The sequence below is a fragment of the Amycolatopsis sp. NPDC004747 genome (assembly GCF_053601335.1).
On the sequence record NZ_JBSGBQ010000042.1, the window covers coordinates 50,883 to 77,560 of the forward strand.

General features: G+C 73.3%; 22 protein-coding genes and 1 pseudogene. 16 read left to right on the forward strand and 7 right to left on the reverse strand.

All coding sequences use genetic code 11. The features are described from left to right. The 5 genes from ACWEGE_RS41550 (at position 1) to ACWEGE_RS41570 (ending at position 6,075) form a co-directional block, all read left to right on the forward strand. Entirely contained in the window at positions 1 to 1,359 is a 1,359-nt protein-coding gene (locus ACWEGE_RS41550; RefSeq protein ID WP_449665987.1) for a nitrate/nitrite transporter, read from the forward strand. Between the two features lies 1 nt (position 1,360). Next, positions 1,361 to 3,868: a nitrite reductase large subunit NirB gene (nirB, locus tag ACWEGE_RS41555; protein WP_449665988.1), complete on the forward strand. Its 2,508-nt coding sequence runs from the start codon at positions 1,361 to 1,363 to the stop codon at positions 3,866 to 3,868. Beyond that, positions 3,865 to 4,209: a nitrite reductase small subunit NirD gene (gene nirD, locus ACWEGE_RS41560; RefSeq protein WP_449665989.1), complete on the forward strand. Its 345-nt coding sequence runs from the start codon at positions 3,865 to 3,867 to the stop codon at positions 4,207 to 4,209. The genes nirB and nirD overlap by 4 nt, the downstream gene beginning before the upstream one ends. Then, positions 4,206 to 5,309, forward strand: a complete 1,104-nt coding sequence (locus ACWEGE_RS41565) for a uroporphyrinogen-III synthase (protein WP_449665990.1) — start codon at positions 4,206 to 4,208, stop codon at positions 5,307 to 5,309. The genes nirD and ACWEGE_RS41565 overlap by 4 nt, the downstream gene beginning before the upstream one ends. 103 nt (positions 5,310 to 5,412) lie before the next feature. Further along, positions 5,413 to 6,075: a DUF4097 family beta strand repeat-containing protein gene (locus ACWEGE_RS41570; protein ID WP_449665991.1), complete on the forward strand. Its 663-nt coding sequence runs from the start codon at positions 5,413 to 5,415 to the stop codon at positions 6,073 to 6,075. 181 nt (positions 6,076 to 6,256) lie between these two features. Here ACWEGE_RS41570 and ACWEGE_RS41575 read toward each other — a convergent pair. The 3 genes and pseudogenes from ACWEGE_RS41575 to ACWEGE_RS41585 all read right to left on the reverse strand — a co-directional run. After that, positions 6,257 to 6,573 (reverse strand): annotated as a pseudogene (locus tag ACWEGE_RS41575) (IS110 family transposase); the annotation flags it as partial. A 23-nt stretch (positions 6,574 to 6,596) separates the two neighbouring features. Then, positions 6,597 to 7,697, reverse strand: coding sequence for a DNA glycosylase AlkZ-like family protein (locus tag ACWEGE_RS41580; RefSeq protein WP_449665992.1), 1,101 nt, complete (start codon positions 7,695 to 7,697; stop codon positions 6,597 to 6,599). A gap of 10 nt (positions 7,698 to 7,707) precedes the next feature. Further along, complete coding sequence (locus ACWEGE_RS41585) at positions 7,708 to 8,103, reverse strand: DUF3224 domain-containing protein (protein WP_449665993.1); 396 nt, start codon at positions 8,101 to 8,103, stop codon at positions 7,708 to 7,710. 62 nt (positions 8,104 to 8,165) lie between these two features. Between ACWEGE_RS41585 and ACWEGE_RS41590 the strand changes: the two genes are divergently transcribed. Next, complete coding sequence (locus ACWEGE_RS41590; protein WP_449665994.1) at positions 8,166 to 9,134, forward strand: helix-turn-helix transcriptional regulator; 969 nt, start codon at positions 8,166 to 8,168, stop codon at positions 9,132 to 9,134. Beyond that, entirely contained in the window at positions 9,127 to 9,936 is an 810-nt protein-coding gene (locus tag ACWEGE_RS41595; RefSeq protein ID WP_449665995.1) for a uroporphyrinogen-III synthase, read from the forward strand. The genes ACWEGE_RS41590 and ACWEGE_RS41595 overlap by 8 nt, the downstream gene beginning before the upstream one ends. Before the next feature lie 59 nt (positions 9,937 to 9,995). Here the strand turns inward: ACWEGE_RS41595 and ACWEGE_RS41600 are convergent, their stop codons facing one another. Beyond that, positions 9,996 to 10,805, reverse strand: a complete 810-nt coding sequence (locus ACWEGE_RS41600) for a siderophore-interacting protein (protein WP_449665996.1) — start codon at positions 10,803 to 10,805, stop codon at positions 9,996 to 9,998. A gap of 75 nt (positions 10,806 to 10,880) precedes the next feature. Next, on the reverse strand, positions 10,881 to 11,204 hold the full coding sequence (locus ACWEGE_RS41605) for an MGMT family protein (RefSeq protein ID WP_449665997.1): 324 nt from the start codon (positions 11,202 to 11,204) through the stop codon (positions 10,881 to 10,883). 205 nt (positions 11,205 to 11,409) lie between these two features. Between ACWEGE_RS41605 and ACWEGE_RS41610 the strand changes: the two genes are divergently transcribed. Beyond that, on the forward strand, positions 11,410 to 14,583 hold the full coding sequence (locus ACWEGE_RS41610) for an ATP-dependent helicase (RefSeq protein ID WP_449666008.1): 3,174 nt from the start codon (positions 11,410 to 11,412) through the stop codon (positions 14,581 to 14,583). A gap of 76 nt (positions 14,584 to 14,659) precedes the next feature. Continuing rightward, on the forward strand, positions 14,660 to 17,902 hold the full coding sequence (locus ACWEGE_RS41615; RefSeq protein WP_449665998.1) for an ATP-dependent helicase: 3,243 nt from the start codon (positions 14,660 to 14,662) through the stop codon (positions 17,900 to 17,902). Between the two features lie 146 nt (positions 17,903 to 18,048). Here the strand turns inward: ACWEGE_RS41615 and ACWEGE_RS41620 are convergent, their stop codons facing one another. After that, a complete protein-coding gene (locus ACWEGE_RS41620) occupies positions 18,049 to 18,417 on the reverse strand; it encodes a DoxX family protein (protein WP_449665999.1) in 369 nt (122 codons plus the stop codon). Between the two features lie 79 nt (positions 18,418 to 18,496). Here ACWEGE_RS41620 and ACWEGE_RS41625 point away from each other — a divergent pair, with 79 nt between their 5' ends. Then, a complete protein-coding gene (locus ACWEGE_RS41625; protein ID WP_449666000.1) occupies positions 18,497 to 19,576 on the forward strand; it encodes a potassium channel family protein in 1,080 nt (359 codons plus the stop codon). A gap of 81 nt (positions 19,577 to 19,657) precedes the next feature. After that, positions 19,658 to 20,092: a hypothetical protein gene (locus ACWEGE_RS41630; protein WP_449666009.1), complete on the forward strand. Its 435-nt coding sequence runs from the start codon at positions 19,658 to 19,660 to the stop codon at positions 20,090 to 20,092. Here ACWEGE_RS41630 and ACWEGE_RS41635 read toward each other — a convergent pair. Continuing rightward, positions 20,085 to 21,107 carry a neutral zinc metallopeptidase gene (locus ACWEGE_RS41635; protein ID WP_449666001.1) on the reverse strand — a complete coding sequence of 341 codons (1,023 nt, stop codon included), beginning with the start codon at positions 21,105 to 21,107 and terminating at the stop codon, positions 20,085 to 20,087. The genes ACWEGE_RS41630 and ACWEGE_RS41635 overlap by 8 nt on opposite strands. Before the next feature lie 250 nt (positions 21,108 to 21,357). On the opposite strand from ACWEGE_RS41635, the gene ACWEGE_RS41640 reads away from it, so the two are divergent. Genes ACWEGE_RS41640 through ACWEGE_RS41660 form a run of 5 tightly spaced genes read left to right on the forward strand, consistent with a single transcriptional unit; the run spans position 21,358 to position 26,575 of the window. Next, complete coding sequence (locus ACWEGE_RS41640; protein WP_449666002.1) at positions 21,358 to 22,548, forward strand: hypothetical protein; 1,191 nt, start codon at positions 21,358 to 21,360, stop codon at positions 22,546 to 22,548. Beyond that, on the forward strand, positions 22,542 to 23,183 hold the full coding sequence (locus tag ACWEGE_RS41645) for a DUF4129 domain-containing protein (protein ID WP_449666003.1): 642 nt from the start codon (positions 22,542 to 22,544) through the stop codon (positions 23,181 to 23,183). Before ACWEGE_RS41640 ends, ACWEGE_RS41645 begins: the two co-directional genes overlap by 7 nt. Then, positions 23,180 to 24,319 (forward strand): DUF4350 domain-containing protein, encoded by a 1,140-nt coding sequence (locus ACWEGE_RS41650; protein WP_449666004.1) that lies wholly within the window; start codon positions 23,180 to 23,182, stop codon positions 24,317 to 24,319. Before ACWEGE_RS41645 ends, ACWEGE_RS41650 begins: the two co-directional genes overlap by 4 nt. Continuing rightward, a complete protein-coding gene (locus ACWEGE_RS41655; protein ID WP_449666005.1) occupies positions 24,316 to 25,281 on the forward strand; it encodes an AAA family ATPase in 966 nt (321 codons plus the stop codon). The genes ACWEGE_RS41650 and ACWEGE_RS41655 overlap by 4 nt, the downstream gene beginning before the upstream one ends. Before the next feature lies 1 nt (position 25,282). Next, complete coding sequence (locus tag ACWEGE_RS41660) at positions 25,283 to 26,575, forward strand: DUF58 domain-containing protein (protein ID WP_449666006.1); 1,293 nt, start codon at positions 25,283 to 25,285, stop codon at positions 26,573 to 26,575. Positions 26,576 to 26,678 lie beyond the last annotated feature (103 nt).

Below are 26,678 nucleotides of genomic sequence, written 5' to 3' on the forward strand. Positions count from 1 at the left end.
GTGGCCCACCAAGGAAAGCACTGGATCGAACACTGGGAACCCGAGAACGAGCAGTTCTGGGAGTCCACGGGCAAGAAGGTCGCCCGCCGCAACCTCTGGTTCTCCGTCTTCGCCGAGCACATCGGCTTCTCGATCTGGACCCTGTGGTCGGTCATCGTCCTGTTCATGGGCAAGGACTACGTCTTCTCCGCCGCCGACAAGTTCCTCCTGGTCTCGACGCCGACGCTGATCGGCGGCCTGATGCGGCTGCCCTACACCTTCGCCGTGGCGAAGTTCGGCGGCCGCAACTGGACGGTGGTCAGCGCCGTGCTGCTGCTGATCCCCACCACGCTGGCCGCGATCGTGCTGCACCCCGGCACGTCGCTCGGCACCTTCCTGATCGTCGCCGCCCTCGGCGGGGTGGGCGGCGGCAACTTCGCCTCGTCGATGACGAACATCAACGCCTTCTACCCCGAGAAGCACAAGGGCTGGGCGCTGGGCCTCAACGCCGGCGGCGGCAACCTCGGCGTCGCGGCGATCCAGCTGGTCGGGCTCCTGGTGATCGGCACGGCGGGGGCGACCGCGCCCCGGCTGGTGCTGTTCGTCTACCTGCCGCTGATCGTGGTCGCCGCGCTGTGCGCGTACTTCTACATGGACAACCTCGCCACGATGAAGGGCGACACCAAGGCGATGCGCGAGGTCGTCAAGGACCCGCACACCTGGGTGATGTCGTTCCTCTACGTCGGCACGTTCGGTTCGTTCATCGGCTACAGCTTCGCCTTCGGCCTGGTGCTGCAGAACCAGTTCGGCCGCACCCCGCTGCAGGCGGCCGCGGTGACGTTCCTCGGCCCGCTGCTCGGTTCGCTCTCCCGGCCGGCCGGCGGCTGGCTGTCCGACCGGATCGGCGGCGGCAAGGTCACCTTCGCCACCTTCATCGGGATGGCGCTGGCCACGGTCGTGCTGATCCTCGCCTCGACGTCGAAGTCCCTGGCCCTGTTCACCATCGCCTTCATCGTGCTGTTCGTGCTGACCGGCATCGGCAACGGCTCGACGTACAAGATGATCCCGGCGATCTTCCGGGCCAAGGCGAAGGTGGCGATCTCGAACGGCGCCGAAGAGGCGGCCGAGCTGCTCAAGGCGCGGCGCCTGTCCGGCGCGCTGATCGGCCTGGCCGGCGCGATCGGCGCCGAGGGCGGCCTGTTCATCAACCTGGCCTTCCGGCAGTCGTTCGCCGACACGAAGAGCGGTGTCCCCGCCTTCGTCGGATTCCTGGTCTTCTACGGGCTGTGCTTCGCCGTCACCTGGGCGGTCTACCTGCGTAAGCCCGCCGAACAGCCCACGAGTGAGCGCGGTCTGGCGCTCGCGGGAGCGGAGGTCTGAGATGCCCACCCTGGTCGTCGCCGGACACGGCATGGTCGCCCATCGGCTCGTGGAGGCGGTGCGCGCGGAAGACCCTTCTGGAACCTGGCACATCGTCGTCCTGTCCGAGGAGCCGCGCCCGGCGTACGACCGGGTGGCGCTCACGTCCTACGTGGACACCTGGGACCCGGCTTCGCTGGCGCTGCCCGGCTCGGACTACGCGGGCGACCGGCACGTCGACCTCCGGCTCGGTGAGCCGGCGGTTTCGGTGGACCGGTCCGCGAAGACCGTCACCACGGCGTCCGGGGACGTCGTCGCCTACGACGCCCTGGTGCTGGCCACCGGCTCGCGGCCGTTCGTGCCGCCGGTGCCCGGGCACGACCTGGACGGCTGCTTCGTCTACCGGACCATCGAGGACCTCGACCGCATCCGCGCCGCGGCGGTCGAGAAGCCGGGCCGTGGCCGCCGGTCGGCCGTCGTCATCGGCGGTGGCCTGCTCGGCCTGGAGGCCGCGAAGGCGCTGCGGGACATGGGCCTGTCCCCGCACGTCGTCGAGATGGCGCCGCGGCTGATGCCGCTGCAGGTCGACGAGGGCGGCGGCTCGCTGCTGCGGCGGCTGATCACCAACCTCGACGTCACCGTCCACACGGGAACGTCGACCGACGCGATCGAGGCCGACGGCTCGCGGCTGCTGGCCAAGCTGGGCAACGGCACCGAGCTCGACGTCGACCTGGTCGTGTTCTCCGCCGGCGTCCGGCCGCGCGACGACCTCGCCCGGCAGTCCGGCCTGGACCTCGGCCCGCGTGGCGGTGTGCTCACCGACGCGTCCTGCCGCACCAGCGACCCGGCGATCTACGCGATCGGCGAGTGCGCCGCGGTCGAGGGTCGCGTGTACGGCATCGTGGCGCCCGGGTACGCGATGGCGGAAATCGTCGCCGCGCAGCTCACCGGCGGGGCCGGGACGTTCCCGGAGCCGGACACGTCCACGAAGCTGAAGCTGATGGGCGTCGACGTCGCTTCCTTCGGGGACGCGCACGCCCGGACGGAAGGTGCCCTCGAGGTCGCGGTCAACGACGCGGTCGCCGGGACGTACAAGAAGCTGGTGGTCACCGACGACGGCAAGACGCTGCTCGGCGGGGTGCTCGTCGGCGACGCCACCGAGTACAACACCCTGCGCGCCCTGGTCGGCCGTCCGCTGCCGGCCGAGCCGGGCGCGATCCTCTCCCCGGCGGGCGGCGGTGCGGCGGTCGGCGTCGACGCGCTGCCCGACGCGGCGCAGATCTGCTCGTGCAACGCGGTGTCGAAGGGCACGATCACCAGCGCCATCCACGAGGACGGCTGCGACACCGTCCCCAAGCTGAAGGCCTGCACCCGGGCGGGGACCGCGTGCGGGTCCTGCGTCCCGCTGCTGGGCAAGCTGCTCAGCGCGGCCGGGGTCGAGCAGTCGAAGGCCGTCTGCGAGCACTTCCCGCAGTCGCGCGCGGAGCTGTTCGAGATCGTCCAGGCCACCCGGATCGGCACGTTCAGCGAGCTGATCGCCCGCTACGGGACGGGCAGCGGCTGCGCGGTCTGCAAGCCGGCGGTGGCCTCCATCCTGGCCACCCTCGGCAACGGGCACGTGCTCGGCGGCGAGCAGATGACCCTGCAGGACACCAACGACCGGTACCTGGCCAACCTGCAGCGCAACGGCACGTACTCGGTGGTCCCGCGGATCCCCGGCGGGGAGATCACGCCGGACAAGCTGATCGTGATCGGCGAGGTGGCCCGCGACTTCGGGCTGTACACCAAGATCACCGGCGGCCAGCGGATCGACCTGTTCGGGGCCACGGTGGACCAGCTGCCGCTGATCTGGCGGCGGCTCGTCGACGCCGGGTTCGAGTCCGGGCACGCCTACGGCAAGGCGCTGCGGACGGTGAAGTCGTGCGTCGGGTCGACGTGGTGCCGCTACGGCGTGCAGGACAGCGTCGGGCTGGCGATCGAGCTGGAGCTGCGCTACCGCGGCCTGCGCTCGCCGCACAAGCTCAAGTCCGCGGTGTCCGGCTGCGCCCGGGAGTGCGCGGAGGCGCGGGGCAAGGACTTCGGCATCATCGCCACCGAGAACGGCTGGAACCTCTACGTCGGCGGCAACGGCGGCACCACCCCGCGGCACGCCGAGCTGCTCGTGTCCGATGTGGACACCGAGACGCTGATCCGGACCATCGACCGGTTCCTGATGTTCTACGTGCGCACCGCCGACCGGCTGCAGCGGACCGCGCCCTGGATCGAGGAGCTCGACGGCGGGCTCGACCACCTGCGCGCGGTGATCGTCGACGACTCGCTCGGCATCTGCGAAGACCTCGACGCGGCGATGGCCAAGCACGTCGACAACTACGCCGACGAGTGGAAGGGCGTGCTGGAGGACCCGGAGAAGCTGGCCCGCTTCACCTCCTTCGTCAACGCCCCGGGCACGCCCGACCCGGCGATCTCGTTCCGCGAGGAGCGGCAGCAGAAAGTGCCCGTCATGCTGGGAGTTCCGGAGGTGCGGCGATGACCACGTCGATCGAACGGACCTGGACGGCGATCTGCTCGGCCGCTCAGGTGGCCGAGTACTCGGGTGTCGCCGCGCTGCTCGACGGCGGCGTGCAGGTGGCGATCTTCCGGCTTCCCGGCGACCGGTTCTTCGCGCTGTCCAACTGGGACCCGTGCAGCGGCGCGGCGGTGCTCTCGCGCGGCATCGTCGGTGACGCGGACGGTGTCCCGGTGGTCGCTTCGCCGGTCTACAAGGAGCGGTTCGTCCTCGAAACCGGCCGGTGCCTGGACGCCGCGGACGTCTCGGTACCGGTCTACGAGGTGCGGGTGCGGGAAGGCGTCGTCGAAGTGGAGAGCCCGTGAGCGATGTGCTCCCGCTGGCCGGTTTCGTGATCGGCATCACCGCGGCGCGCCGGGCTGACGAGCTCGGCGCGCTGCTGGTGCGCAAGGGGGCGAGCGTCCGGTACGGCCCGGCGATCCGGATCGTGCCGCTGACGGACGACACCGAGCTGCACGCGGCGACCACCGCGTTGCTGGCCTCGCCGGTGGACGCGGTCGTCGCGACCACCGGCATCGGCTTCCGCGGCTGGCTCGAGGCGGCGGAGGGCTGGGGGCTGGGGGACACCCTGCTCGACCGGCTGTCGTCGGCGACGCTGCTGGCGCGGGGGCCGAAGGTGACCGGCGCGCTGCGGGCGGCCGGGCTGTCGGAGTCGTACTCACCGGCGTCCGAGAGCAACGCGGAGCTGCTGCAGCACCTGCTCTCGTCGGGGGTCGACGGGCTGCGGATCGCGGTCCAGCTGCACGGCGAGCCGCTGCCGTACTTCGTGGACACGCTGCGCGCGGCCGGCGCCGAGGTGATCGAGATCCCGGTGTACCGCTGGGTCGGCCCGGTCGACCCGAGCCCGGTGGACCGGCTACTGGACGGCGTCCTGGACGGTTCGATCCACGCGCTGCCGTTCACCAGCGCGCCGGCGGCGGCGTCCCTCATCGCACTGGCCCGGCGCACGGGCCGGCTGCCGGGACTCGTCACGGCGCTGTCCGGCCCGGTGGTGGCGGCCTGCGTCGGACCCATCACGGCCGGCCCGTTGGCGGCTCTGGGGGTGCCGACGGTCCAGCCCCACCGCGCGCGGATCGGGGCGCTGGCCCGCACGGTGGCGGAGACGCTGGTGGCCCGCTCCCCGCGGCTGCGGGCGGGAGGAAGGTCGATCGAGCTCCGCGGCCAGGCGGCGATCGTGGACGGCGAGTGGTGCGAGGTCGCGCCGGCGCCGATGGCGCTGCTGCGGGCGTTGGCGGCGTCACCGGGGCGCGTGGTGTCCCGGCGCGAGCTGATCTCGGCGTTGCCCGGGGGTGGCGAGGAGCACGCGGTGGAGACGGCGATCGGCAGGCTGCGGACGTCACTGGGTGGCGGGAAGGTGGTCCAGACGGTGGTGAAGCGGGGGTACCGGCTGGCCGTGGACGCCTGACGGGCGTGTCAGTGGCCGTGTCAGTGCGGTGGCCTTCCGGTGTCAGCGGGCCCGGCGAAAGTGGTTCTCACAGCGAGCAACCCACTTCGTCAAGGAGAATCCGATGCAGAAGTTCACCACCACCGCCCCGATCGCCACCGTTCTCGAGATCCCGGCCGGCCGCGTCCGGTTCGCCGCTTCCGACCGCTCGGACAGCACGGTCCAGGTCCGCCCCGCCGACCCGTCGAAGAGCCGCGACGTGAAGGCGGCTTCGCAGGCGTCGGTGTCTTTCGACGACGGCGTCCTGCGGGTCGAGGTCCCGGCGAAGAACCAGTACTTCGGCCCCTCCGGCGCGGTCGACGTGACGATCGAGCTGCCCGCGGGATCGTCGGTCGAGGCCAAGGCCGCGAGCGTCGAGCTGCGGGGCGACGGCCCGCTCGGCGCCGTCACCGTCGAGGGCGCCCACGGCGAGGTGGTCTTCGACGAGGCCGCGAGCCTGCGCCTGAGGGCCCACGCGGGTGACGTGTCGGTCGGCCGCCTGACCGGCCCGGCGGAGATCACCACGGGCAAGGGCGACATCCGCATCGCCGAGGCGGCGAGCGGCAACCTGGTCCTGAGCACCCAGGCGGGCGACATCACCATCGGCGCGGCGTCGGGTGTCTCGGCGTCCCTGGACGCGGGCACGACGTACGGCCGGATCCGCAACGCGCTCAAGAACGAGGGGACGGCGGCCCTGACGATCCAGGCAACCACGTCCTACGGCGACATCGACGCCCACAGCCTGTGACGGCGCCGGAAGCGCCCCGACGTGGTGTTCGCTCGCGCGGGAACCACGTTGGGGCGCTTGGGGCCGGCCGAAATTGTCGGTGCCTGCCGGTAAAGTGGAAAACGGGGGGCGCCCCCGCAGGCGGAGCCTGGGTTGGCAAAGCGCTCGGCGGCCAGAATTGTCGGTGCCCGCTGGTGGCGTGTTTGCGGCGGCCTTCTTTGGCGATCCCGGCGGGTCCGCCGCAGCGGGAGAGGATCTTCAGGACTGCCGGGTGGCTGATCCGCGGGCCGAGGGCGTGTTCGAGGTGGAGCGGATGCCGGTGAGCAGGCCGCGGATGCCGGTGGCTTCGCCGGCCAGGTCGTCGTCGAACCCGACCAGCACCGCCCGCGCGGCGTCGACCGGCCGGAGTGTGTGGGGCAGGGAGCGGGCATCGGCGATGACGAGCGCGTCCCGGGCGTCGGTTTTGGCGCGGCCGGGGTAGAGGTCGGCGATGCGGCGCATCGCCGGCTCGGGCAGGTAGGGGTGTCGGGCGCAGGCGGGTATCAACCGGCCCAGGTGACCGCGTGCTTCTCGAACCCCCGTACCTCCGCCAGCCGGGCCGCCTCGGCCTCCGCCTCTTCGCGGGCCGACGGGCGCAGCGGGTCGAAGGCCGTCAGCGTGATCGTCAGCTTCGCGCCGCTGCTCTTCGCCCGCCACGTTCCCGCGATGTCGCCGTCGGCCACCAGTACTCCCGGGTTGCCCAGCATCTTCCAGACTTCCTTGCGCCGCAACGGGTCCGGGACCAGCAGCGTCTTGTCCCGCGCCTGGATGAACGGGTCCAGCGGGGGCAGCAGCCGGACCACGTCCGGCTCCGGCGGGTTCGACAGCGCGTCGAGCCGGTCCGCGGGCAGGTACCGGGTCTTGCCCTCGACGTCCACCGGCACCAGGTCCGCGGGCCACGTCCGGTCGACCACCGCCCGGGCCGTGCCCGCGAACTCCGCCGCCTCCCCCGGGGACGCCGGGCCGTTGAGCCGCAGGTACCGCTCGATCACCGCCGTCGCCGCCGCCGGGTCCGGGGTTTTGCGCAGCCGGCCGCGGCCTTCCAGCGGGGCCAGCGTCGCCGGCGACGCCCCCGACACCAGGCGGAGGCCGCCGAGCGGGGCCGCGATGCGCATCAGCTGCTCGTGGATGTGCGTCGCGTTGCAGCCTCGGCACCAGCGCGACAACGACGGCGGCAGGGCCTTCGTGACCGCCGTCGAGACCGCGCCCTTGGTCATCGGTTTCGTGACGACCTTCCGGAGCGCGGCCGCCGCGGTGAAGACCACTTCGGACGCGGAGAGCCCGGTCGCCGCCAGTTCCTTGCGCTGCCACAGCATCCGGGCCAGCGCGTCCGCGTCGTCCAGCGGCACCAGCGCCCGGAGCACCTCCGGCAGGTCCGGACGCAGGTGGTAGTGCGGCGCGCCGCGCAGCGTCCAGGCCAGGACGAGCCGCTCGTCCTCCAGGACCGGCGGGCCGTCGAACCGCGCCGCGAGGGCGAGCAGCGCCGTGTCGCGCATGCTGTCCTGCAGCCCGGCCCGGACGACCGCGAGGTCGGCGACGTCCTTCGCCGTGCGGTGCAGGCCGTGCTCGGCGATGCGGTAGGCGAGTACCTGGCGGCGGTCCACGGGGCAGCTCCTAGAACGCGTACTCGAAGGTGTAGCCCATCTTGTCCTCGCCGAGCGCGCCCCCGGACGTGCCGCTGCCGGTGATCCCGGCCAGTTCGCCGGTGCCCGAGCCGGGGACGACGGTGAACGTCGAGGCGAAGCCCTTGGCGTCGAAGGTGTACTCGTGCCGGATGACGAACGTCCCTTCGCGACCCTCGACCTTACCCTCGAAGCGCTCGAAGGCCGGTGCCGTCGTTCCGCCGCTTTCGTACCCTTCGCCCGCGTAGTACAGCAGAAGGTCGCAGATCGACTCACCCTCGACGACGCCTTCGTACGCGAAGGTGGCGTGCGCGTAGGCCACCCGAGGGCCGCCCTCGGTGCCGCTGACGATCTTCTCTTCCCAGTTCTTCGCCGTGAATCCGTTCATGAGGACCACCCTGCCGGGCATACCTGTCAGCTCGTGTCAGGTATTTCTGCCAAAATCGGGACATGCGCGCGAGCCGCCTCCTGTCCGTCCTCCTGCTGCTGCAGAACCGCGGCCGGATGACGGCCGAAGAGCTGGCCGAAGAACTCGAAGTCTCGGTGCGGACGGTCTACCGGGACATCGACGCGCTGTCGGCGTCCGGCGTCCCGGTGTACGCCGACCGCGGCCGGACCGGCGGCTACCGGCTGGTCGACGGCTACCGCACCCGGCTCACCGGGATGACCGAGGAAGAGGCCCAGTCGCTGTCGCTGGCCGGCCTGCCGGTGGCGGCCGCCGAGCTGGGGCTCGGCACGGTGCTGGCGGCGGCGCAGCTCAAGCTGTACGCCGCGCTGCCTGCCGAGCTGCGCGACCGGGCCGGGCGCGTCGCCGAGCGGTTCTACCTGGACGTTCCCGGCTGGCACCGGGGCATCGAAAGCCTGCCGGCGCTCTCGGCGATCGCCGACGCCGTGTGGTCGTCGCACCGGATCCGGATCCGCTACGAACGCTGGGGGCAGCGGGTCGTCGAACGGGAGCTGGAGCCGCTGGGGCTGATCCTCAAGGCGGGCAACTGGTACCTCGCCGGCCGCTGCGACGGCACCGACCGGACGTACCGGATCTCGCGCGTGCTGGAGCTGACCGACCTCGGCGAGGTGTTCGAGCGGCCGGCCGGCTTCGACCTCGCGGCGTACTGGCGGGAGTGGTCCGAGCAGTTCGAGCGCCGGATGTTCCCGCGCGTGGCGGTGGTGCGCCTTTCGCCGCGGGCGCAGGCTCTCGTACCGTTCTACGCAGGTTCTGTCGGCGCCCGCGCGTTGCGCGACTGCCGGAACGAGCCCGACGCGGACGGCTGGCTCACCGTGGAGCTGCCGGTGGAGCCGGGCGAACCGGCCATCGGCGAGCTGCTGCGCTTCGGGCCGCACCTGGAGGTCCTGGCACCGGCGGACCTCCGGGCGGAGCTGGCCGGAGCAATCGAAGAGATGGGCGCGTTCTATGGGTGAGCTGAACGGGATCGCCATCGGGGTCACGGCCGAGCGGCGAGCCGGCGAGTTCATCGCGGCGCTCGAGCGGTACGGCGCCGACGTCCGGCACGCGCCGACGATCACCATCGTGCCCCTGGACGCCGACCCCGAGCTGCGCACGGGCACCGAGGCCGTGCTGGCGGCCCCGATCGGGTTCACGGTGGTCACGACGGGCGCCGGCTTCCGCGGCTGGCTCGCCGCGGCCGAAGGCTGGGGCCAGCGTGATCGGCTCGTGGCGGCGATGGGCGAGTCCCGGATCTACGCCCGCGGCCCGAAGGCGGTGGGCGCGGTCCGCGGGGCCGGCCTGCGCGAGTCCTTTTCGGCTGCTTCGGAGTCGAACGCCGAGCTGTTCGGGGCACTGGCCGAGGCCGGGATCGAGGGCGAGCGGGTGGCCGTCCAGCTGCACGGCACGAGGCTGCCGGAGCTCACGGACCCGCTGGTGCGGGCGGGCGCCTCGCTGGTGGAGCTGCAGCCGTACCGCTGGCACTCGCCGCCGGACGTGACGCCGGTCCACGACCTGATCGACGCGGCCGTCGCGGGCGAGCTGGACGCACTGGCCTTCACGAGCGCGCCCGCGGCGGCGAACTTCCTGACGCTGGCTCGGTCGTACGGCCGTTACGACGAGCTGCTGGCCGCTCTGCGCGGCCCGCTGGCGTGCGCCTGCGTCGGCCCGGTGACGGCGGCCCCGCTGGAGGCGGCGGGCATCGGGACGCTGCAGCCGGACCGCCAGCGCCTGGGCGCACTGGTGAAGCTTCTGGTCACGGAGCTGGGGAAGGCCTGAGTCGCCGGCGGCGCTTCGCCCGCCGCCGGTCGTCGTCGGCCGGCACTGCGCCGATCTCCTCAGTCCTCTTCGGCCGGTATCTCGCCCGCCTCCGCGGCCCGGACCGCCTCGCGCCCGGCCGCTTCCTCGCTCATCCCGAGCCGCCAATAGCCCGTGAAGCAGATCCGCCGCTTGTCGACCTCGCGCTCCCGCACCAGGTGACGCCGCACCGACTTCACCACGCCCGCCTCGCCGGACACCCACGCGTACGGCGTCCCGCCCGGGAACGTCGCGCCGCGCAGCGCCTCCAGCAACGCCTCGCCCAGCGGCCGCGCGCCGCGCACGACCCAGTGGATCTCCACCGCCCCGCGCGTCTCGAACACCTGCCGCTCCGCGCGGTCGCCCAGCTCGACGTACACCGAGGCCCGCGCGCCCGGCGGGAGCTGCTCGACGATCGCGCCGATCGCCGGCAGCGCCGTCTCGTCACCCACCAGCAGCTGCCAGTCGCAGCTTTCGGGCAGCGCGTACAGCCCGTACGGCCCGGTGAACACCACCCGGTCGCCCGGTGTCACCCGCGACGCCCACGCCGAAGCCGGCCCGGAATCGCCGTGCAGCACGAACTCCACGTCGATCTCCGCCGCTTCCGGGCGGTGGGCCCGGACCGTGTACGTGCGCATCGGCGGCCGGACGGCGTCCGGCATCGCCAGGTACGTCCGGTACCAGGACATCACGTCGGAGGCGGCCTCCGGCAGCACCGGCGCCGCCTGCCCCGGCAGCGGGAAGAACACCTTGACGTACTGGTCGGGCGCGCCGGCCGGCACGTCGCGGAAGCTCTCCGCGGCGAACGTCACGCGCACCAGGTGCGGCGTCACCGGCCGGACGGCGGTCACCGCGCCCGGTGGTACGTCAGGGCGGGGCGCTCCAGCTGAGTCGTCATTAGGCGAGGCTAACCTAATGACTGCGGTTCAGAACAGCCCTTCCGGTTCGTTGTCCTCCTCTCCGTCCGGTTTCCACCGGTACTTCCGCAGGTCGATGCGCTGGCCGTCGGCCAGGACACCCTCGGCGCGCAGCCGTTCCAGCTGGTCGTGGACCAGGTGCGGCGCCGGGGTGCCGTTCGCGCGCAGGATCCGGTGCCACGGCAGGTCGTGCCCGTCCTCGGCGAGGATCGCGCCGACCATCCGCGGCGACGGCGCCCCCGCGAGGGCCGCGATGTCGCCATACGTCGCCACCGTGCCGGCCGGCACCGACTCGATGATCTCCCGCACGCGCTCGTGCAGAACGTCGTCCATACCGACACTCTGCCGTAGGGGTACGACATTTTTCGGGGGTTCGGGTGGCGGAGCCCCGGATGTCACCGACACTTTCGGCAACCATCCAGCGCACCGGCGGCGGCCTTCACCGCGTTCGAGCGTGCCGGTGCGCCACCCGGGGGACCCGGCGTGGTTCCATCGCTGGGTGAACGCGAGGCGAACGGCGCAGGCGGACGCGCGGCTGGTGCGCACGCCGATCACCGCCACACCCTCGTTCACCTGGGACGAAGGCGCCCGGCGCGTGCTCTCCGCGCCCGGCGGGTTCCTCCGCGTGCTCGGCGGGCCCGGCACCGGCAAGACGGCGCTGCTGGCCTCGGCCGCCACCCGCCGGATCGCCGAGGGCGCGGACCCGGAGAGCGTGCTCGTGCTCACCACGTCCCGCCGGTCCGCCGACGCGCTGCGCGCCGACATCACGCGGCGGCTCACCGCCGATCCCGACCTGGCGCGGCCGCTGCCCCGGACCGTCCGCGAGCCGCTCGTCCGCACCGTGCACTCCTACGCCTACTCGCTGCTGCGGCTGGAGGCGATGGCCGAAGAGCTCCCGCCGCCGCGGCTGCTGGCCGGTGCCGAGCAGGACGTCGTCGTCCGCGAGCTGCTGGCCGGCGACCTCGACGAAGAAGCCGAGTACTGGCCCGAGCAGCTGCGGCCTGCCCTGATGGTCCCCGGCTTCGCCGAAGAGCTGCGTGACCTGCTGATGCGGGCGGCCGAGCGCGGGCTCGGCCCCGAGGACCTCGCCGAGCTGGGCCGCCGCCGCGGCCGCGAGGAGTGGGTCGCCGCCGGGCAGTTCTGGGCGCAGTACGAAGAAGTGACGCAGCTGCAGGGCGCGGGCGGCAACGCCCTCGGCGTGGCGAGCGCGCCCGCGCTGGACGCCGCCGAGCTGGTCACCTCCGCGCTGCTGGCCCTCGAAGACGACGACGAGCTGCGCGAACGCGAGCGCACCCGCGTCCGGCACCTGTTCGTCGACGACGCCCACCACCTCGACCCGCTGCAGACCAGCCTGGTCCGGGTGATCGGGCACACCGCGGCCGAGTTCGTGGTGGCCGGCGACCCCGACCAGAACGTGTTCTCCTTCCGCGGCGCCGACGCGCGCCTGTTCGCCGACGCCGACCCGGACGGCAGCCGGACCGTCACGCTCACCACCGCCCACCGGCTCGCCCCGGCCGTGCGGCTCGCGGTGGCCAAGATCGGCGCGACGCTGCCGGGCGCGTCGCCGCACCGCAAGATCCTCCCGCCGAAGGGGGCGACCGGCGGGAACGTCCGGGTCCGCGTGATGCCGACCCCGGCCGCCGAAGCGAGCTGGATCGCCGACCAGCTCCGCCGCGCGCACCTCGTCGACGGCGTGCCGTGGTCGGAGATCGCGGTGCTCGTCCGGTCGCCCGCGCGCACCTTCCTGGTGCTGCAACGCGCTTTGCGCGCGGCCGGTGTCCCGATCGGGTCGGCGACCGAGGAACTGCCGCTCGCCAAGCAGCCCGCGGTGCGGCCGCTGCTGGCCGTGCTGAAGCTCGCGCCGTCGCCCGAGCTGCTCGACATCGACCTCGCGGAAATGCTGCTTTCGTCGTCGCTCGGCGGCGCGGATCCCCTGGCGCTGCGCCGGTTGCGCCGCGGTCTGCGCCGGCTCGAACTGGCCGGCGGCGGGCAGCGGTCGAGCGACGAACTGCTCGTGGAAGCGCTGCGCGGTGGGGACATCCTGGCCGGGCTCGCCGACGCCGAGGCCGAACCGGTGCGGCGCGTCGGCGGGCTGCTGCGCGTCACGCACCAGGCCGTGGCACGCGGCGAGGGCGTCGAGCAGGTGCTGTGGCAGCTGTGGCGGGAAAGCGGGCTCCAGGACAAGCTGTTGAAGCAGGTCGAGCGCGGCGGTTCGCTGGGCGCGCAGGCCGATCGCGACCTCGACGCCGTCGTGGCGCTGTTCGACGCCGCGGGCCGGTACGTCGACCGGCTGCCCCGCGCGAGTGTGGCCTCCTTCGCCGATTACCTCGGCGCGCAACGGATCGCGGGGGACACCCTGGCGCCGGCGGCCGTCCCGGGCGACGGCGTCTCGCTGCTCACCGCGCACGCCGCCGCCGGTCGCGAGTGGACGGTCGTCGCCGTCGCCGGTGTCCAGGAGGGCGCGTGGCCGGACCTGCGGCTGCGCGGGTCGGTGCTGGGGGTGGAGCGGCTCAAGGACCTGATGGCCGGGGTCGACGACGACGCCGTCTCCCAGACCGCGCCGATCCTCGCCGAAGAGCGGCGCCTGTTCTACCTCGCGATGAGCCGGGCGAAGCAGACGCTGCTGGTCACGGCGGTGTCGGGGGAGGACGAGCAGCCGTCCCGGTTCCTCGACGACCTGGAGGAGAACGGCGCCGACGACGGCGGGCTCGACTCGCGGATGAAGCCGCCGGGCCGGTCGCTGGTGCTCGCCGAGCTGGTGGGGGAGCTGCGCGAGGTCGTCTGCGACGACAAGGCCGAGCCCGCGCGGCGGCGCCGGGCGGCGAAGCAGCTCGCCCGGCTGGCCGACGCGAAGGTGCCGGGTGCGCACCCGTCGACGTGGTACGGCCTGCTGCCGGCCTCCAGCGACGAGCCGGTGCACCCGCCGGGCGACCTGATCCGGATCTCACCGTCCACCGTGGAGATCCTGACGAAGTGCCCGCTGCGCTGGATGATCGAGCGCCACGGCGGCAGCGACCCGGCCCAGCTGGCCGCGGTGACCGGGACGCTGGTGCACGGGCTCGCCCAGGCGGTGGCGTCCGGCAGCACGGACGCGGAGCTGCAGGCGGCCCTGGACGACGCTTGGGTGCGGGTCGACGCGGGGGCGCCGTGGTTCTCCCGGCGGGAGCGGCGGCGCGTCGAGCAGATGCTGCGGAACTTCACGACGTGGCTGGAGCGCAGCCGGGCGGAGCTGAAGGAAGCCGGGGTCGAGCAGGACATCGAGGTCGAGCTGCCGGCCGGCGGTGACGACGAGGTCCGGGTGCTGCTGCGCGGGCGGGTCGACCGGGTGGAGCTGGACTCCGAGGGGCGGCCGGTGATCGTGGACATCAAGACGGGGAAGGTCCCGGTGTCGGGGGCGGAGGCCGAGGCGCACCCGCAGCTCGCGGCGTACCAGCTGGCGGTGCTGCTGGGGGCGATCGAAGGCCGCACCGAGGCCGGCGGTGCGCGGCTGGTGTACGTCGCGAAGGCGAACAACAAGACGGGAGCGACGGAACGGTCTCAGCCGCCGCTCGACGAGGTGGGCGGCAAGCAGTGGCTGGAGCTGGTCCAGAAGGCGGCGGCTTCGGCGGCGGGGCCGGACTACCAGGCGCAGGAGAACGTGGACTGCGACCGGTGCCCGGCGCGCGGGTGCTGCCCGCTGCGGCCTGAGGGACGGCAGGTGCCGGGCCCGTGACCCGCACGAAAAGCGTCGTGAGTGGTAGAGCGGGTTCCAACCCTCTTTGCCATTCACGACCGGCCGGGCGGTGTGCGTGAGCCCGCTGGTCATCGCCAACCCCGTCGAGCCCGCCGAGCTCGCCGATGCCCTCGGCCTGCACCGGCCCACGCCCGAGCAGGCCACCGTCATCGCCGCGCCCGTCGAACCCTCGCTCGTCGTCGCCGGCGCCGGGGCGGGGAAGACCGAAACCATGGCCGCGCGGGTCGTCTGGCTCGTCGCGAACGGCATCGTCAGCCCCGATCGCGTCCTCGGCCTCACCTTCACCCGCAAAGCCGCGCGCCAGCTCGGCGAACGCGTCCGCGCCCGGCTCCGCCGCCTCGCCGGGTCCGGCCTGCTCGACCGCCTCGACCCGACCGGCGGCCTGCGGGCCACCGTGGTCGCCGGCGAACCCACCGTCCTCACTTACCACGCCTACGCCGGGCGCCTGCTGTCCGAACACGGCCTGCGCCTGCCGGTGCAGCCCGGTGTCCGGCTGCTCTCGGAGACCTCGTCGTGGCAGATCGCGCACCGCGTGGTGTCCACATGGGACAACGAGCTCGACACCGACCGCGTCCCGCCGACCGTCACCGCCGACCTCCTCGCCCTGGCCGGCGAACTCGGCGAGCACCTCGTCTCGACCGAGCAGCTCGCCGAGTACACGACCTGGCTGTGCCGCGTCATCGAAAACGCCCCGCGCGCCAAGGGACAGCGGGCCGCGCTGCCGCAGAAGCTCACCGAAATCATGGCCGCGCAGCACTTCCGGCTCGCGCTGCTGCCGCTCGTCGACGACTACCACCGCCGCAAGCGCAACGAAGGCGCGCTCGACTTCGCCGACCAGATGTCGCTGGCCGCCCAGCTGACCGGCGGGTACCCGTCGGTCGTGCGGGGCGAGCGGGAGCGCTACGGCGCCGTCCTCCTCGACGAGTACCAGGACACCGGACACGCCCAGCGCGTGCTGCTGCGGGCGCTGTTCGGCGGCGTCGAGAACCCGCCGATGCCGGTCACCGCCGTCGGCGACCCCGCGCAGGCCATCTACGGCTGGCGCGGCGCCAGCGCGGCCAACCTGCCCCGGTTCACCACGGACTTCCCGCGCTTCGACGGCGAACGGCTCGTGCCCGCGCACGAATTCGGGTTGCTGACCAGTTTCCGCAACCCGCCGGAGATCCTGGACCTGGCGAACGCGATCGCCGAACCGCTGCGCGCCGCCGGCCTCGGCGTCGAACGGCTGCGGGCGCGCGAAGGCGCCGGGCCCGCGGACATCGCGTGCGCGCTGCTGCCGGACATCCGCGCCGAACGCGCGTGGGTCGCCGACGCACTGGCCCGGCGCTGGTACGCCCACCAGGAACAGGCCGGCAAGCCGCCGACCGCCGCGGTGCTGGTGCGGCGCCGCGCCGACATGGCCCCGATCGCCGCCGAACTGCGGGCGCGCGGGCTGCCGGTCGAAGTCGTCGGGCTCGGCGGGCTGCTGGACGAACCCGAGGTCGCGGACCTCGTGTCGACGCTGAAGGTGCTCGCCGACCCGCTGTCCGGCAGCGCGGCGGCCCGGCTGCTGACCGGCGCCCGCTGGCGGCTCTCGGCCGCGGACGTCGCCGCGCTGTGGCGGCGGGCCGGGGAACTGTCCAGCCCGGAGAAGCCGGACACCCCGGAGCTGGTCGTCGAGCGCGTCGAGCAGGCCGGGCTGATCGACGCCATCGACGAGCCCGGCGATCCCGACCGGTACTCCGAAGAGGGCTACCGGCGGATCCGGCGGATCGGCTGGGAGCTGGCCGCGCTGCGGCGGCGGCTCGACCAGTCGCTGCCGGAGCTGGTCGCCGACGTCGAACGCACCATGCTGCTGGACGTCGAGTCCCTGGCCCGGCCGGGCTCGGCGGGCCGGGCGCACCTGGACGCGTTCGCCGAAGTCGTCACCGACTACGCCGAGACCGCGCCGACGGCCACCCTGCTGTCCTTTGTGGACTACCTGAACACCGCCGCGCACGCCGAAGACGGCCTCACCCCGGGCGAGGTCGAGGTCGTGCCGGACCGCGTGCAGGTGCTGACCGTGCACTCGGCGAAGGGCCTCGAGTGGGAGGTCGTCGCCGTGCCGCACCTGGTGCGCGAGGTGTTCCCCGGACGGCGGCGGTCGTCGTCGTGGCTGCGGACGGCGACTTCGCTGCCGGCCAAGCTGCGCGGTGACGCCGAAGACCTGCCGGTGCTGAACATCGCCGAGGGGTTCGACCGCAAGGAAGTCCAAGAAGGACTGGAGCTGCACGAAGCCGGGTTCGTCGAGCGGGAGCAGGCGGAGGAACGGCGGCTCTGCTACGTCGCGCTGACGCGGTCGGAGCACGCGCTGATCGTGTCCGGGCACTGGTGGAACGAGAGCAGCAGCCGGGCGAAGGGGCCGTCGGAGTTCCTCACCGAGATCGCCGGCGTCGTGCGCGAGACCGGCGACGGGCAGCTGGCCGAGTGGGCGCCGGAGCCGACCGAGGACGACGAAAACCCGCTGGTGTCGGACTCGCGGGCGGCGCGCTGGCCGGTCGACCCGCTCGGTGACCGCCGCACCGGCGTGCAGACCGGCGTGGAGCTGGTGTCCGAGGCGCTGGCTTCGCCCGACGCGTCTCCGGAAGAAGAGGAAGAGGACGATCCGGACGGGTGGCTGACCGACACCGACGTCCTGCTGGAGGAGTGGGCGCGCAAGGACGACCACGTGCACCGGGTCCCGCTGCCGTCGCGGCTTTCGGTGAGCCAGCTGGTCGCACTGGCCGACGACGCCGCCCGGCTGGCCGCCGACCTGCGCCGTCCGCTCCCGGTGGAGCCCAACAGCTTCGCCCGCCGCGGCACGGAGTTCCACGGCTGGCTGGAACGCCGGTTCGCCGGCGACCAGCTCATCGAGATCGACGACCTCCCGGGCGCGGCCGACTTCGGCGAGGCCCCCGACGCCGACTTCGAGGAACTCCAGACGGAGTTCGAGAAGAGCGAGTGGGCGGCGCGCGTCCCGGTGGCGGTGGAGGTGACGTTCTCGGCCGACGTCGAGGGGATCACCCTGCGCGGCCGCATGGACGCGGTCTTCGCCGACCCCGACGGCGGCTGGACGGTCGTCGACTGGAAGACCGGATCGGTCCCGCCGGAGTCCCGGATCCCGGCGTTGTCGGTCCAGCTGGCGGCGTACCGGATGGCTTGGGCGGCGCTGAAGAACGTCCCGGTGGAGCGGGTCCGCGCGGCCTTCCACTACGTCCGCGCGAACCGCACGATCCGCCCGGCCGACCTGCTGACCCCGGAAGCCCTCCGCAGCCTCCTCCGCGACCTCCCCGAGGCGTGATCAGAGAGCCGACACGCGTGATTGAGAAGTCGACACGCGTGATTGAGGGGACGACACGCCGGGGCTGGGGCCGAGCCGCCGTGTCGACCCTTGAATCACGCGAGTTGACCCTTCAATCACGCGTGTCGACCGCTGGATCACGCGGGTTACGCGTTGTCGCGGACCTTCAGGGCCCAGGCGATCAGGGGCCACTGGAGGGGCAGGCGGGCCCAGGCGATCGCGCGCTGCGGGGCCGGCGCCCGACGAGCGTCCACGGCCATCTTTACGTTGCCGGGGAAGACGCCCAGGAACAGCAGGGCCGCCGCCAGGCCGCCGAGACGGCGGGTGCGGGGCGCCGCCACCGCGACCGCGACCGCCAGCTCCGCCACCCCCGAGCCGTACGTCCACGCCCGCCGCGAGCCCGGCAGGGACGCCGGGATCAGGCCGTCGAACGGCTTCGGGACGGCGAAGTGCAGGACGCCCATCGTGCCCAGCGCGCCGGCGAGGATGTGCGCGGGCCGTTGCGAGGTTGCCATGAACTCATCGTTTCACGCGGCGGCGAGGAGTCCGGTTCGGTTATCCTCCGGGCGTGAGTGACGCTCGACACGAGCCAGCATGAAGGCCCTCAAACGGTTGCCGCTGGGCAGTCTCACCGATCGGCCCGACCACGAGCTCGTCGGCGTCCTGCGGATGCCGGAGCTGACGGTCAGCCCGCTCCGCTCGATCGTCAAGCGGATCATCGGCGCGCTGCTCGCGCTGCTGGCCACGGTGGTCATCGTCTACGTCGACCGCGACGGCTACCGCGACGCCAACGGCGACGGCCTGTCCCTGCTGGACAGCCTGTACTACGCCACCGTCTCGCTGTCGACCACCGGCTACGGCGACATCGCGCCCGCCACGTCGTCCGCGCGGCTGGTGAACGTCCTCGTCATCACCCCGCTGCGGGTGCTCTTCCTCATCGTCCTGGTCGGGACCACCCTGGAAGTGCTCACCGAGCGCTCCCGCCAGGCGTTCAAGATCCAGAAGTGGAGGACCAAGGTGCGCGACCACACGGTCGTCGTCGGGTTCGGCACCAAGGGCCGGTCCGCCGTCAACGCGCTGCTCGGCGACGAGAACATCGAACCGGGCCAGATCGTCGTCGTCGACACCGACCAGGCGGCCCTCGACGCGGCAAGCGCGCTCGGGCTGGTCGCCGTGCACGGCTCGGCCACCCGGTCCGACGTGCTGCGCGTGGCCGCCGTGCAGCACGCGCGCGCGGTCGTGGTCGCCCCGAACCGCGACGACACGGCGGTGCTCGTCACCCTCACCGCGCGCGAGCTGGCCCCCAAGGCCCACATCGTCGCGTCGGTGCGGGAGGCGGAGAACGTCCACCTGCTCAAGCAGTCGGGCGCCAACCAGGTCGTCGTCTCCAGCGAGACGGCCGGGAGGCTGCTCGGCATGGCGACGTCGACGCCGCTGGTCGTCGACATCATGGAGGACCTGCTCACGCCCGAGTCGGGCCTGGCGATCGCCGAGCGGCCGGTCGAACCGTCCGAAGAGGGCGGTTCGCCGCGGCACCTGTCCGACCTCGTCCTCGGCCTGGTCCGCGACGGCGTCCTCTACCGCGTGGACGCCCCGCAGGCCGACGCCATCGAGCCGGGCGACAAGCTGCTGTACGTCAAGAAGGTGACGCAGGCGGAGAAGATCGAGCGCTGACCAGGGCACCTGGGTTTTGCCCGCGGGATCTGGAACCATGGCCGGGTGCCCCCGCGATCACTCGCCCTCACGTGGCCCACGGTGGCGATCCCCGCCGCGGCGGGCGTGCTCGTCGTGCTGCTCGCCTGGCTGGCCGGGCCCGGGCTGCTGGGTATCGGCAGCGGCGCCGCCGGCGCGCCGGTGCAGGCGGAAGTCACCAAACCGGCGTCGTGCGACAAGCCGGACGCGAAGGAAACCGTGAAGTTCACCGTCGCCGGGAAGGCCCACGAGGGCACCCTCGACGGCTGCGGGCACGGCCAAGGCGAACGCGTCGAGGTCGCGGTGCCGGACGTGCTGCCGGACCAGGGCCCGGCCGTCGTCACCGCGGCCGACACGTCGATGGGTGCCTCCGACGCCCGCCGTCCGCTCGGCCTGGCACTGCTGGTGTTCGCGTGCTTCTCCGGCGGGATGTTCGTCCACCTCTGGCTGAGCATCCCGCTGCGGCCCAAGACCGCCGGGCCCAAACCGGTCAGCTGACCTCGGACGACGGCGCCGCGAAGGTGTTGCAGTCGGCGATCCGGTTGCTCGTCGCGCCCGCCCGCCACCAGGACGCGTAGTGCGCGTTCGTCCCGTGGTCGTGGCTGCGGGAGGTGTTGTCGCCGCGGGTCTCCTGGTCGTTCCAGGCCTTGTTGTACATGTCGCGGCTGATCGTGCCGCCCTGGTCGACGTGGGCGCCGAGGAACATCCCCGAGAAGCACTGGGCCTGCAGTTCCTTGCGCCGGGACATCTCGAGCCCGGCCGGGCTGTTCTGCCCCGCCTCGTAGATCTTCTGCCAGGCCGCGTCCATCAGCCCGGCGACCTCCTGCACGTGGTGGCCGTACTCGTGGGCGAACAGGGCCAGGTAGACGCCGGGGTTGTTGCCGTACTGGTCGGTCTGCAGGCCGCGGAACGGGACGTACAGGTTGTTTTCGCAGTAGTAGGCGGCGGTCGCGATGCCGACCTGGATGGTGCCGCACTCGGTCTCGAAGCTCGCGCCGGTCGGGAAGTGCAGCGACGGCGGGGTGAACGGCAGGTGGTAGGCGTCGAGGAACGGGCCCCACGCCGCGTCGAGGCACTTGCTGGCGGCGGTGAAGAACGCTTCCGCGCCCGCCTGCGTGCTCTGCCACGGCGGCAGCGTGCAGACGCGGTTCTGCAGGCCGGCGTTCGGGTCCTGCAGGATCGGGTGGTCGGCCAGCTTGAGGATCTTCTGCGGGCCGGTCGCGCTGGGCGTCGACAGCTCGGTGGCCGGGTTCGACGCCGACGCCGGGGCACCCGCGCCGCCGGGCGGCAGCTGCTGCGGGGGCACGTCCGGCGACGACGGGACGTCGCGGAAGTTCGGGCCGGCCAGCGGGGTGTCGTCGCGGTTGAGGGCGACGATCGCGACGAGCCCGAGCACCAGCACGGCCACCGCGCCGAGGCAGACGCCGATCACCGCCGCCGTCGAACGGCGCTTCGGCGCGGACACGGTGTGCGGGCGGCCCAGCCACGGGAGATCCGGTTGCGCATCCGGCACCGGCGGCGGCTGGACGGTTCCGCGAGGCGGTACCTGGCCGGGGGGCGGTTGCGTCACTAGGCAGTCCCGAAGGGTCTCGGTACGGACCGGGGGTACCCGATCCCGCCATTCAGCATATCGGGGGAACGGGCCGTCTCGCACCCGTCCGTGCGCACCGCGTCACGGCGCACGGACGTCACCCCAGGTCTGGCCGGGTGCAACCGGCTCTGAGAGAGTGTCCGCAAGCAGGTACTGCAGGCGAGGGGCTTCGATGACAGACACCGGTGGCGCGCCCGGCGGCGAGGGTGCCGACACGCCGACTCCGAGCCAGGGCGTGCCCCAGGCTCCCGCCCCCGGATCGGGTGAGCCGAAGCGGCCCGAAGATCACGCCGCGTCACCGGCGACGCCGCCGCGGGGCTGGCAGGCGCCGGACGCGCAGGCGGCCCCCACGACCCCGCCCCCGGGCTGGCAGCACGGGCCCGGCTACCGGCCGGACGCGCTGCCGCCGTTCACCGGTCAGCAGCCCCCGTACCAGCAGTACCAGCCGCCGCGCTGGAACCCGAACGGGCTCGGCAAGCCCGGCGTGATCGCGCTGCGGCCGCTCAACATCGGCGACATCCTCGACGGCGCCATCACCTCGATCCGCCGGCACGCGCTGGTGGTGCTCGGCATCGGCGCGGTGGTGTCGGTGCTCACCGCCGCGATCACGTTCGTCGTGCAGAAGTACGCGCTCGCGAACCTGGCGGGCTTCGCTTCGACGGTCGAGCTCGGCCCCGCCGCCACCGACGAAGAGCTCCGCAACGTCCTGTTCGGCACGTTCGGCAACGCCTTCCTCGTGCTGATCTCCTCGTCGCTGCTCTCGACGTTCCTGCTGACCGTCACCGCGGGCCTGATGGCCGCGGTGATGGGCCGCGCCGCGCTGGGCCGCGAGGTCACCTTCGGCATCGCCTGGCGCGAGGTGCAGCCGCGGCTGCTGCCGCTGCTCGGCGTGGCGTTCGTCTACGCGCTCCTGAGCACCATCGGCGTCATGCTCTGCATCATCCCCGGCGTGCTCGCCTGGGTGTTCTGGGCGCTGGCCGCCCCGGCGCTCGTGCTCGAGCGCGGGACGTTCAAGGAGGCGTTCGCCCGGTCGCTCAAGCTCGTCGGCGGCGCCTTCTGGCGGGTGTTCGGCGTGCTGCTGCTGGCCCGGATCATCGAGTCGTTCTTCGAGAGCATCATCCAGCTGCCGTTCACCCTCGGCACCGGCGTGTTCAGCCAGATGTTCAACCCGGCCAAGGTGACCGTGCCGAGCACCGGCGACCTGCTGCTGGCCTCGGCCGGCCAGATCATCGCCGGCACCATCTCGATCCCGTTCGTCGCGCTGGTCACCGTGATCCTCTACCTCGACCAGCGGATGCGTCGCGAAGGCATGGACATCGAGCTGGCCCGCGCCGCCGGGGTGCAGCCGCCCCAGGCATGGTGACGTGCCGGCTGAGTGACGTCCCGGTCGACATCGACCGGGACGCGGCCCGCCGCGCCGCCGAGCAGGAGCTGTCGGACCCGAAGTACCGGGACGCGCGGCCGGGCTTCCTGCAGCAGATCGGCCAGTGGCTGGGCGAACAGCTGGAAAAGCTGCTGAACAGCGTGTCCTCGGGCGTCCCCGGCGGGATCTTCGGGGTGGTGCTGATCGTCGCGCTGCTGATCGTCCTGGTCGTGGTGATCCGGCTGCGCACGGGCAAGATCGCCCGCGCGGCGCGGGCCGGCCGCGTCGTCTTCGGCGGGCAGCGCAAGAGCGCGGCCGACTACCGCCGCGCGGCCGCGGAAGCCGCCGCCGCGGGCCGGTTCGACGACGCCGTCCGCGACCGCTTCCGCGCCGTCGTGCGTGCCCTGGAGGAACGCGCGCTGCTCGACACCCGCTCCGGCCGGACCGCGGACGAGGCCGCCGCCGAAGCCGGGCTGCTGCTGCCGAACGTCGCGGACCGGCTGCGGCAGGGCGCCCGGCTCTTCGACGACGTCCACTACGGCGGCCGTGACGGGACCGAAGCGGCTTACCAGGCGCTCACCGAGCTGGACGAGCGCTGCCGCCGTGAGCGGCCGGTCGCCATGGCGGCCTCGTGAGCACGTCGGTTTCGCCGGATCTGCGCCGGATCTGGCGCGGTGCCCGGATCCCCCTGGCGCTCCTCGTCCTGATCTTCGTCACCGGCGCCCTGTTGCTGCTGGGCCGGGGCGAGCAGGCCTACGGCGCCCTCGAACCCGGCTCGTACGAACCCGGTGGTGCGCACGCCCTCGTGAAACTCCTCAGGGACCAGGGTGTGGACGTCCGGACCGTGCGCACGGCCGCCGAAGCGGAGGCCGAAGTCGGCGAAGCCGCGACGCTGCTCGTCACCAACCCGGACCTGGCCCCGGCGAAGCGGTTCGACGCGCTGCGGCAGCGGGCCGCCGACGTCGTGCTGGTGACGCCGGGGGAGGCGACGCTGCGCGATTCGCTGCCGCTGGTGCACCGCGCCGGCCGCAGCGACGTCGGGACCCTGCCGCCGCAGTGCACGGTCGCCGCGGCGGTCGCGGCGGGCGAAGCGACGCTCGGCGGCATCGGCTACGCCTCGCCCGGCGCGCGCTCGTGCTACCCCGGCGAGGACGGCGGCGGGACGCTGCTGCAGCTCGCCGAGGGGAACCGCACGACGACGCTGCTCGGCACGCCGGCCCCGCTGACCAACGAGCGGCTCTCCGAACCGGGCAACGCGGCGCTGGGGCTGCGCCTGCTGGGCGGGCACCCGAAGCTCGTCTGGTACGTGCCGACGGCGACGGACGCGGCGCTGGAGGACTCCCGCCGGTCGATCTTCGACCTGATCCCGGACGGCTGGTACTTCGGGGCCGCGCAGGCGTTCGTCGCCGTGGCGCTGCTGGCGTTGTGGCGGGCCCGCCGGCTCGGCCCGGTGGTCACGGAGCCGCTGCCCGTCGTCGTACGGGCGGCCGAGACGGCCGAGGGCCGCGCCCGGCTGTACCGGCGGGCGAAGGCGGCCGGGCACGCGGGTGAGACGCTGCGGGAAGCGGCGCGCGGCCGGCTGCGGACCGTGCTGGGCCTGCCGCGGGACGCCGACCCGGCGGCGCTGGTGGCGTCGGTGAGCACGCGGACCGGCCGGCCGTCGAACGACGTCGGCGCGGTCCTCTACGGCCCGCCGGTGCCGGACGACCCCGCGCTGGTCCGGCTGGCCGGCGAACTGGACGAGGTGGAACGAGAGGTGGGGCGAACTTGACCAGCGAGAACGCGACGGGGGCCCGGGACGCGCTGATCGCGCTGCGCGGCGAGGTCGGCAAGGCCGTCGTCGGCAACGACGCCGCCGTCACCGGGCTGATCCTGGCGCTGCTCTGCCGGGGGCACGTGCTGCTCGAAGGCGTCCCGGGCGTGGCGAAGACGCTGCTGGTGCGGGCCCTGGCCGCGGCGCTGGACCTGGAGACCACCCGCGTCCAGTTCACCCCGGACCTGATGCCCGGCGACGTCACCGGCTCGATCGTCTACGACGCGCACAGCGGCGAATTCTCCTTCCGCGAGGGGCCGGTGTTCACGAACCTGCTGCTCGCCGACGAGATCAACCGGACGCCGCCGAAGACGCAGTCGTCGCTGCTGGAGGCGATGGAGGAGCGGCAGGTCTCGATCGACGGCAAGTCGCGGCCGCTGCCGGACCCGTTCATCGTGATCGCCACCCAGAACCCGGTGGAGTACGAGGGCACCTACCCGCTGCCGGAGGCGCAGCTGGACCGGTTCCTGCTCAAGCTGACCATGCCGGCGCCCTCGCGCGAAGACGAGATCGGCATCCTGTGGCGGCACGCGCAGGGCTTCGACCCGCGCAACCTCGCGGCGGCGGGCCTGAAGGCGGTCGCCGGTGCCCCGGAGCTCGCCGCGGCGCGCGAAGCGGTGGCGCGCGTGACGATCGGGCCCGAGGTGATCGGGTACGTCGTCGACCTGTGCCGGGCGACGCGGTCGCTGCCGTCGGTGCGGATCGGCGTCTCCCCCCGTGGTGCCACGGCGTTGCTCGCGGTGACCCGGGCCTGGGCGTGGCTCGCCGGGCGCGACTACGCGACCCCGGACGACGTCAAGGCGCTCGCCCGGCCCGCGCTGCGGCACCGCCTGGACGTGCGGCCGGAAGCCGAGCTCGAGGGCGTCACCGCGGACGGCGTGCTGGACCGCGTGCTCGCGTCCGTGCCCGTGCCGCGCTGACATGGCCGTCACCGGAAGGCTCGGGCTGCTCGCGCTGTTCGGCGCGCTGGTGGTCGGGCTGCTCCTGCCGTCGGCCACCGGGCTGCTGGTGATCGGCGCGGTGCTGCTGGTGCTGGTCGGCGTCGACCTGGTGCTGGCGGGCAGCGTGCGGGCGCTGACGTTCGCGCGCTCGGGCGACAGTTCGGTCCGGCTCGGCGAGCCGTGCGAGGTGCGGCTCGTGGTCGCGAACCCGGGCGGCCGGGCGGTGCGCGGGCAGCTGCGGGACGCGTGGCCGCCTTCGGCCGGAGCGGCGGACCGGCACGCGCTGCGCATCCCGGCGGGGGAGCGGCGGGCGCTGGTGACCTCCCTGCGGCCGACCCGGCGCGGCGACCGGACGGCGGCGCGCGTGACGGTCCGGTCGGTCGGGCCGCTGGGCCTGGCCGCGCGGCAGGGTTCGCACGCGGTGCCGTGGACGGTCCGGGTGCTGCCGCCGTTCCACAGCCGCAAGCACCTGCCGTCGCGGCTGGCGCGGCTGCAGCAGCTCGACGGCCGCAACGCGGTGCTGATCCGGGGCCAGGGCACGGAATTCGACTCGCTGCGCGAGTACGTCATCGGCGACGACGTCCGGTCCATCGACTGGCGCGCGACCGCACGGGCGGCCGACGTGATGGTCCGGACCTGGCGGCCGGAGCGCGACCGGCACGTGGTGCTGGTCCTCGACACGGGCCGTGTCTCGGCGGGCCGGGTGGGCGACGCACCCCGGCTGGACGCGGCGATGGACGCGGCGCTTCTGCTGGCCGCACTGGCTTCCCGCGCCGGCGACCGCGTCGACCTCCTGGCCTACGACCGGCGCCTGCGGGCGGCGGTGCAGGGGTCCTCGGGCGCGTCGTTGCTGACGTCGCTGGTGAACGCGATGGCGCCGCTCGAGCCGTCACTGGTCGAGACGGACGCGCGCGGCATGATCGCCGAGGTGCTCCAGCGGACCCGCCGCCGGGCGCTGGTCGTGCTGCTGACCGGGCTGGACGCGGCACCGCTGGAGGAGGGCCTGTTCCCGGTGCTGAGCTCGCTGACCGGGCGGCACGAGCTGGTGGTGGCCTCGGTGGCGGACCCGAGGGTGGCGGAAATGCTGACGGCCCGCGGCGACGCGGAGGCGGTCTACGACGCGGCGGCGGCCGCCCGCACGACGGCGGAGCGCCGGCGCGTGACCGAACGCCTGGTGCGGCACGGGGTGAGCGTGGTGGACGCGGTCCCGGAGGAACTGCCGCCGGCGCTGGCGGACCGCTACCTGGCCCTGAAAGCCGCCGGGCGGCTCTAGACGAGTATTGCGTGACTCGGTTGGTGGTCGGGCGAAGCCCAGAAATCATGGAGCTGGGTGGTCATCCCGTCGCCTGAGGCCGTCAAATCACTTTGAGCCGGGC

What these genes read in the sequence shown, in the direction of transcription:
- nirB (WP_449665988.1), top strand. Translation starts at nt 1,361, where the DNA reads ATGCCCACCCTGGTCGTCGCCGGACACGGCATGGTCGCCCATCGGCTC.
- nirD (WP_449665989.1), top strand. Translation starts at nt 3,865, where the DNA reads ATGACCACGTCGATCGAACGGACCTGGACGGCGATCTGCTCGGCCGCT.
- ACWEGE_RS41570 (WP_449665991.1), top strand. Translation starts at nt 5,413, where the DNA reads ATGCAGAAGTTCACCACCACCGCCCCGATCGCCACCGTTCTCGAGATC.
- ACWEGE_RS41585 (WP_449665993.1), bottom strand. Translation starts at nt 8,103, where the DNA reads ATGAACGGATTCACGGCGAAGAACTGGGAAGAGAAGATCGTCAGCGGC.
- ACWEGE_RS41590 (WP_449665994.1), top strand. Translation starts at nt 8,166, where the DNA reads ATGCGCGCGAGCCGCCTCCTGTCCGTCCTCCTGCTGCTGCAGAACCGC.
- ACWEGE_RS41595 (WP_449665995.1), top strand. Translation starts at nt 9,127, where the DNA reads ATGGGTGAGCTGAACGGGATCGCCATCGGGGTCACGGCCGAGCGGCGA.
- ACWEGE_RS41605 (WP_449665997.1), bottom strand. Translation starts at nt 11,204, where the DNA reads ATGGACGACGTTCTGCACGAGCGCGTGCGGGAGATCATCGAGTCGGTG.
- ACWEGE_RS41620 (WP_449665999.1), bottom strand. Translation starts at nt 18,417, where the DNA reads ATGGCAACCTCGCAACGGCCCGCGCACATCCTCGCCGGCGCGCTGGGC.
- ACWEGE_RS41625 (WP_449666000.1), top strand. Translation starts at nt 18,497, where the DNA reads ATGAAGGCCCTCAAACGGTTGCCGCTGGGCAGTCTCACCGATCGGCCC.
- ACWEGE_RS41640 (WP_449666002.1), top strand. Translation starts at nt 21,358, where the DNA reads ATGACAGACACCGGTGGCGCGCCCGGCGGCGAGGGTGCCGACACGCCG.
- ACWEGE_RS41645 (WP_449666003.1), top strand. Translation starts at nt 22,542, where the DNA reads ATGGTGACGTGCCGGCTGAGTGACGTCCCGGTCGACATCGACCGGGAC.
- ACWEGE_RS41660 (WP_449666006.1), top strand. Translation starts at nt 25,283, where the DNA reads ATGGCCGTCACCGGAAGGCTCGGGCTGCTCGCGCTGTTCGGCGCGCTG.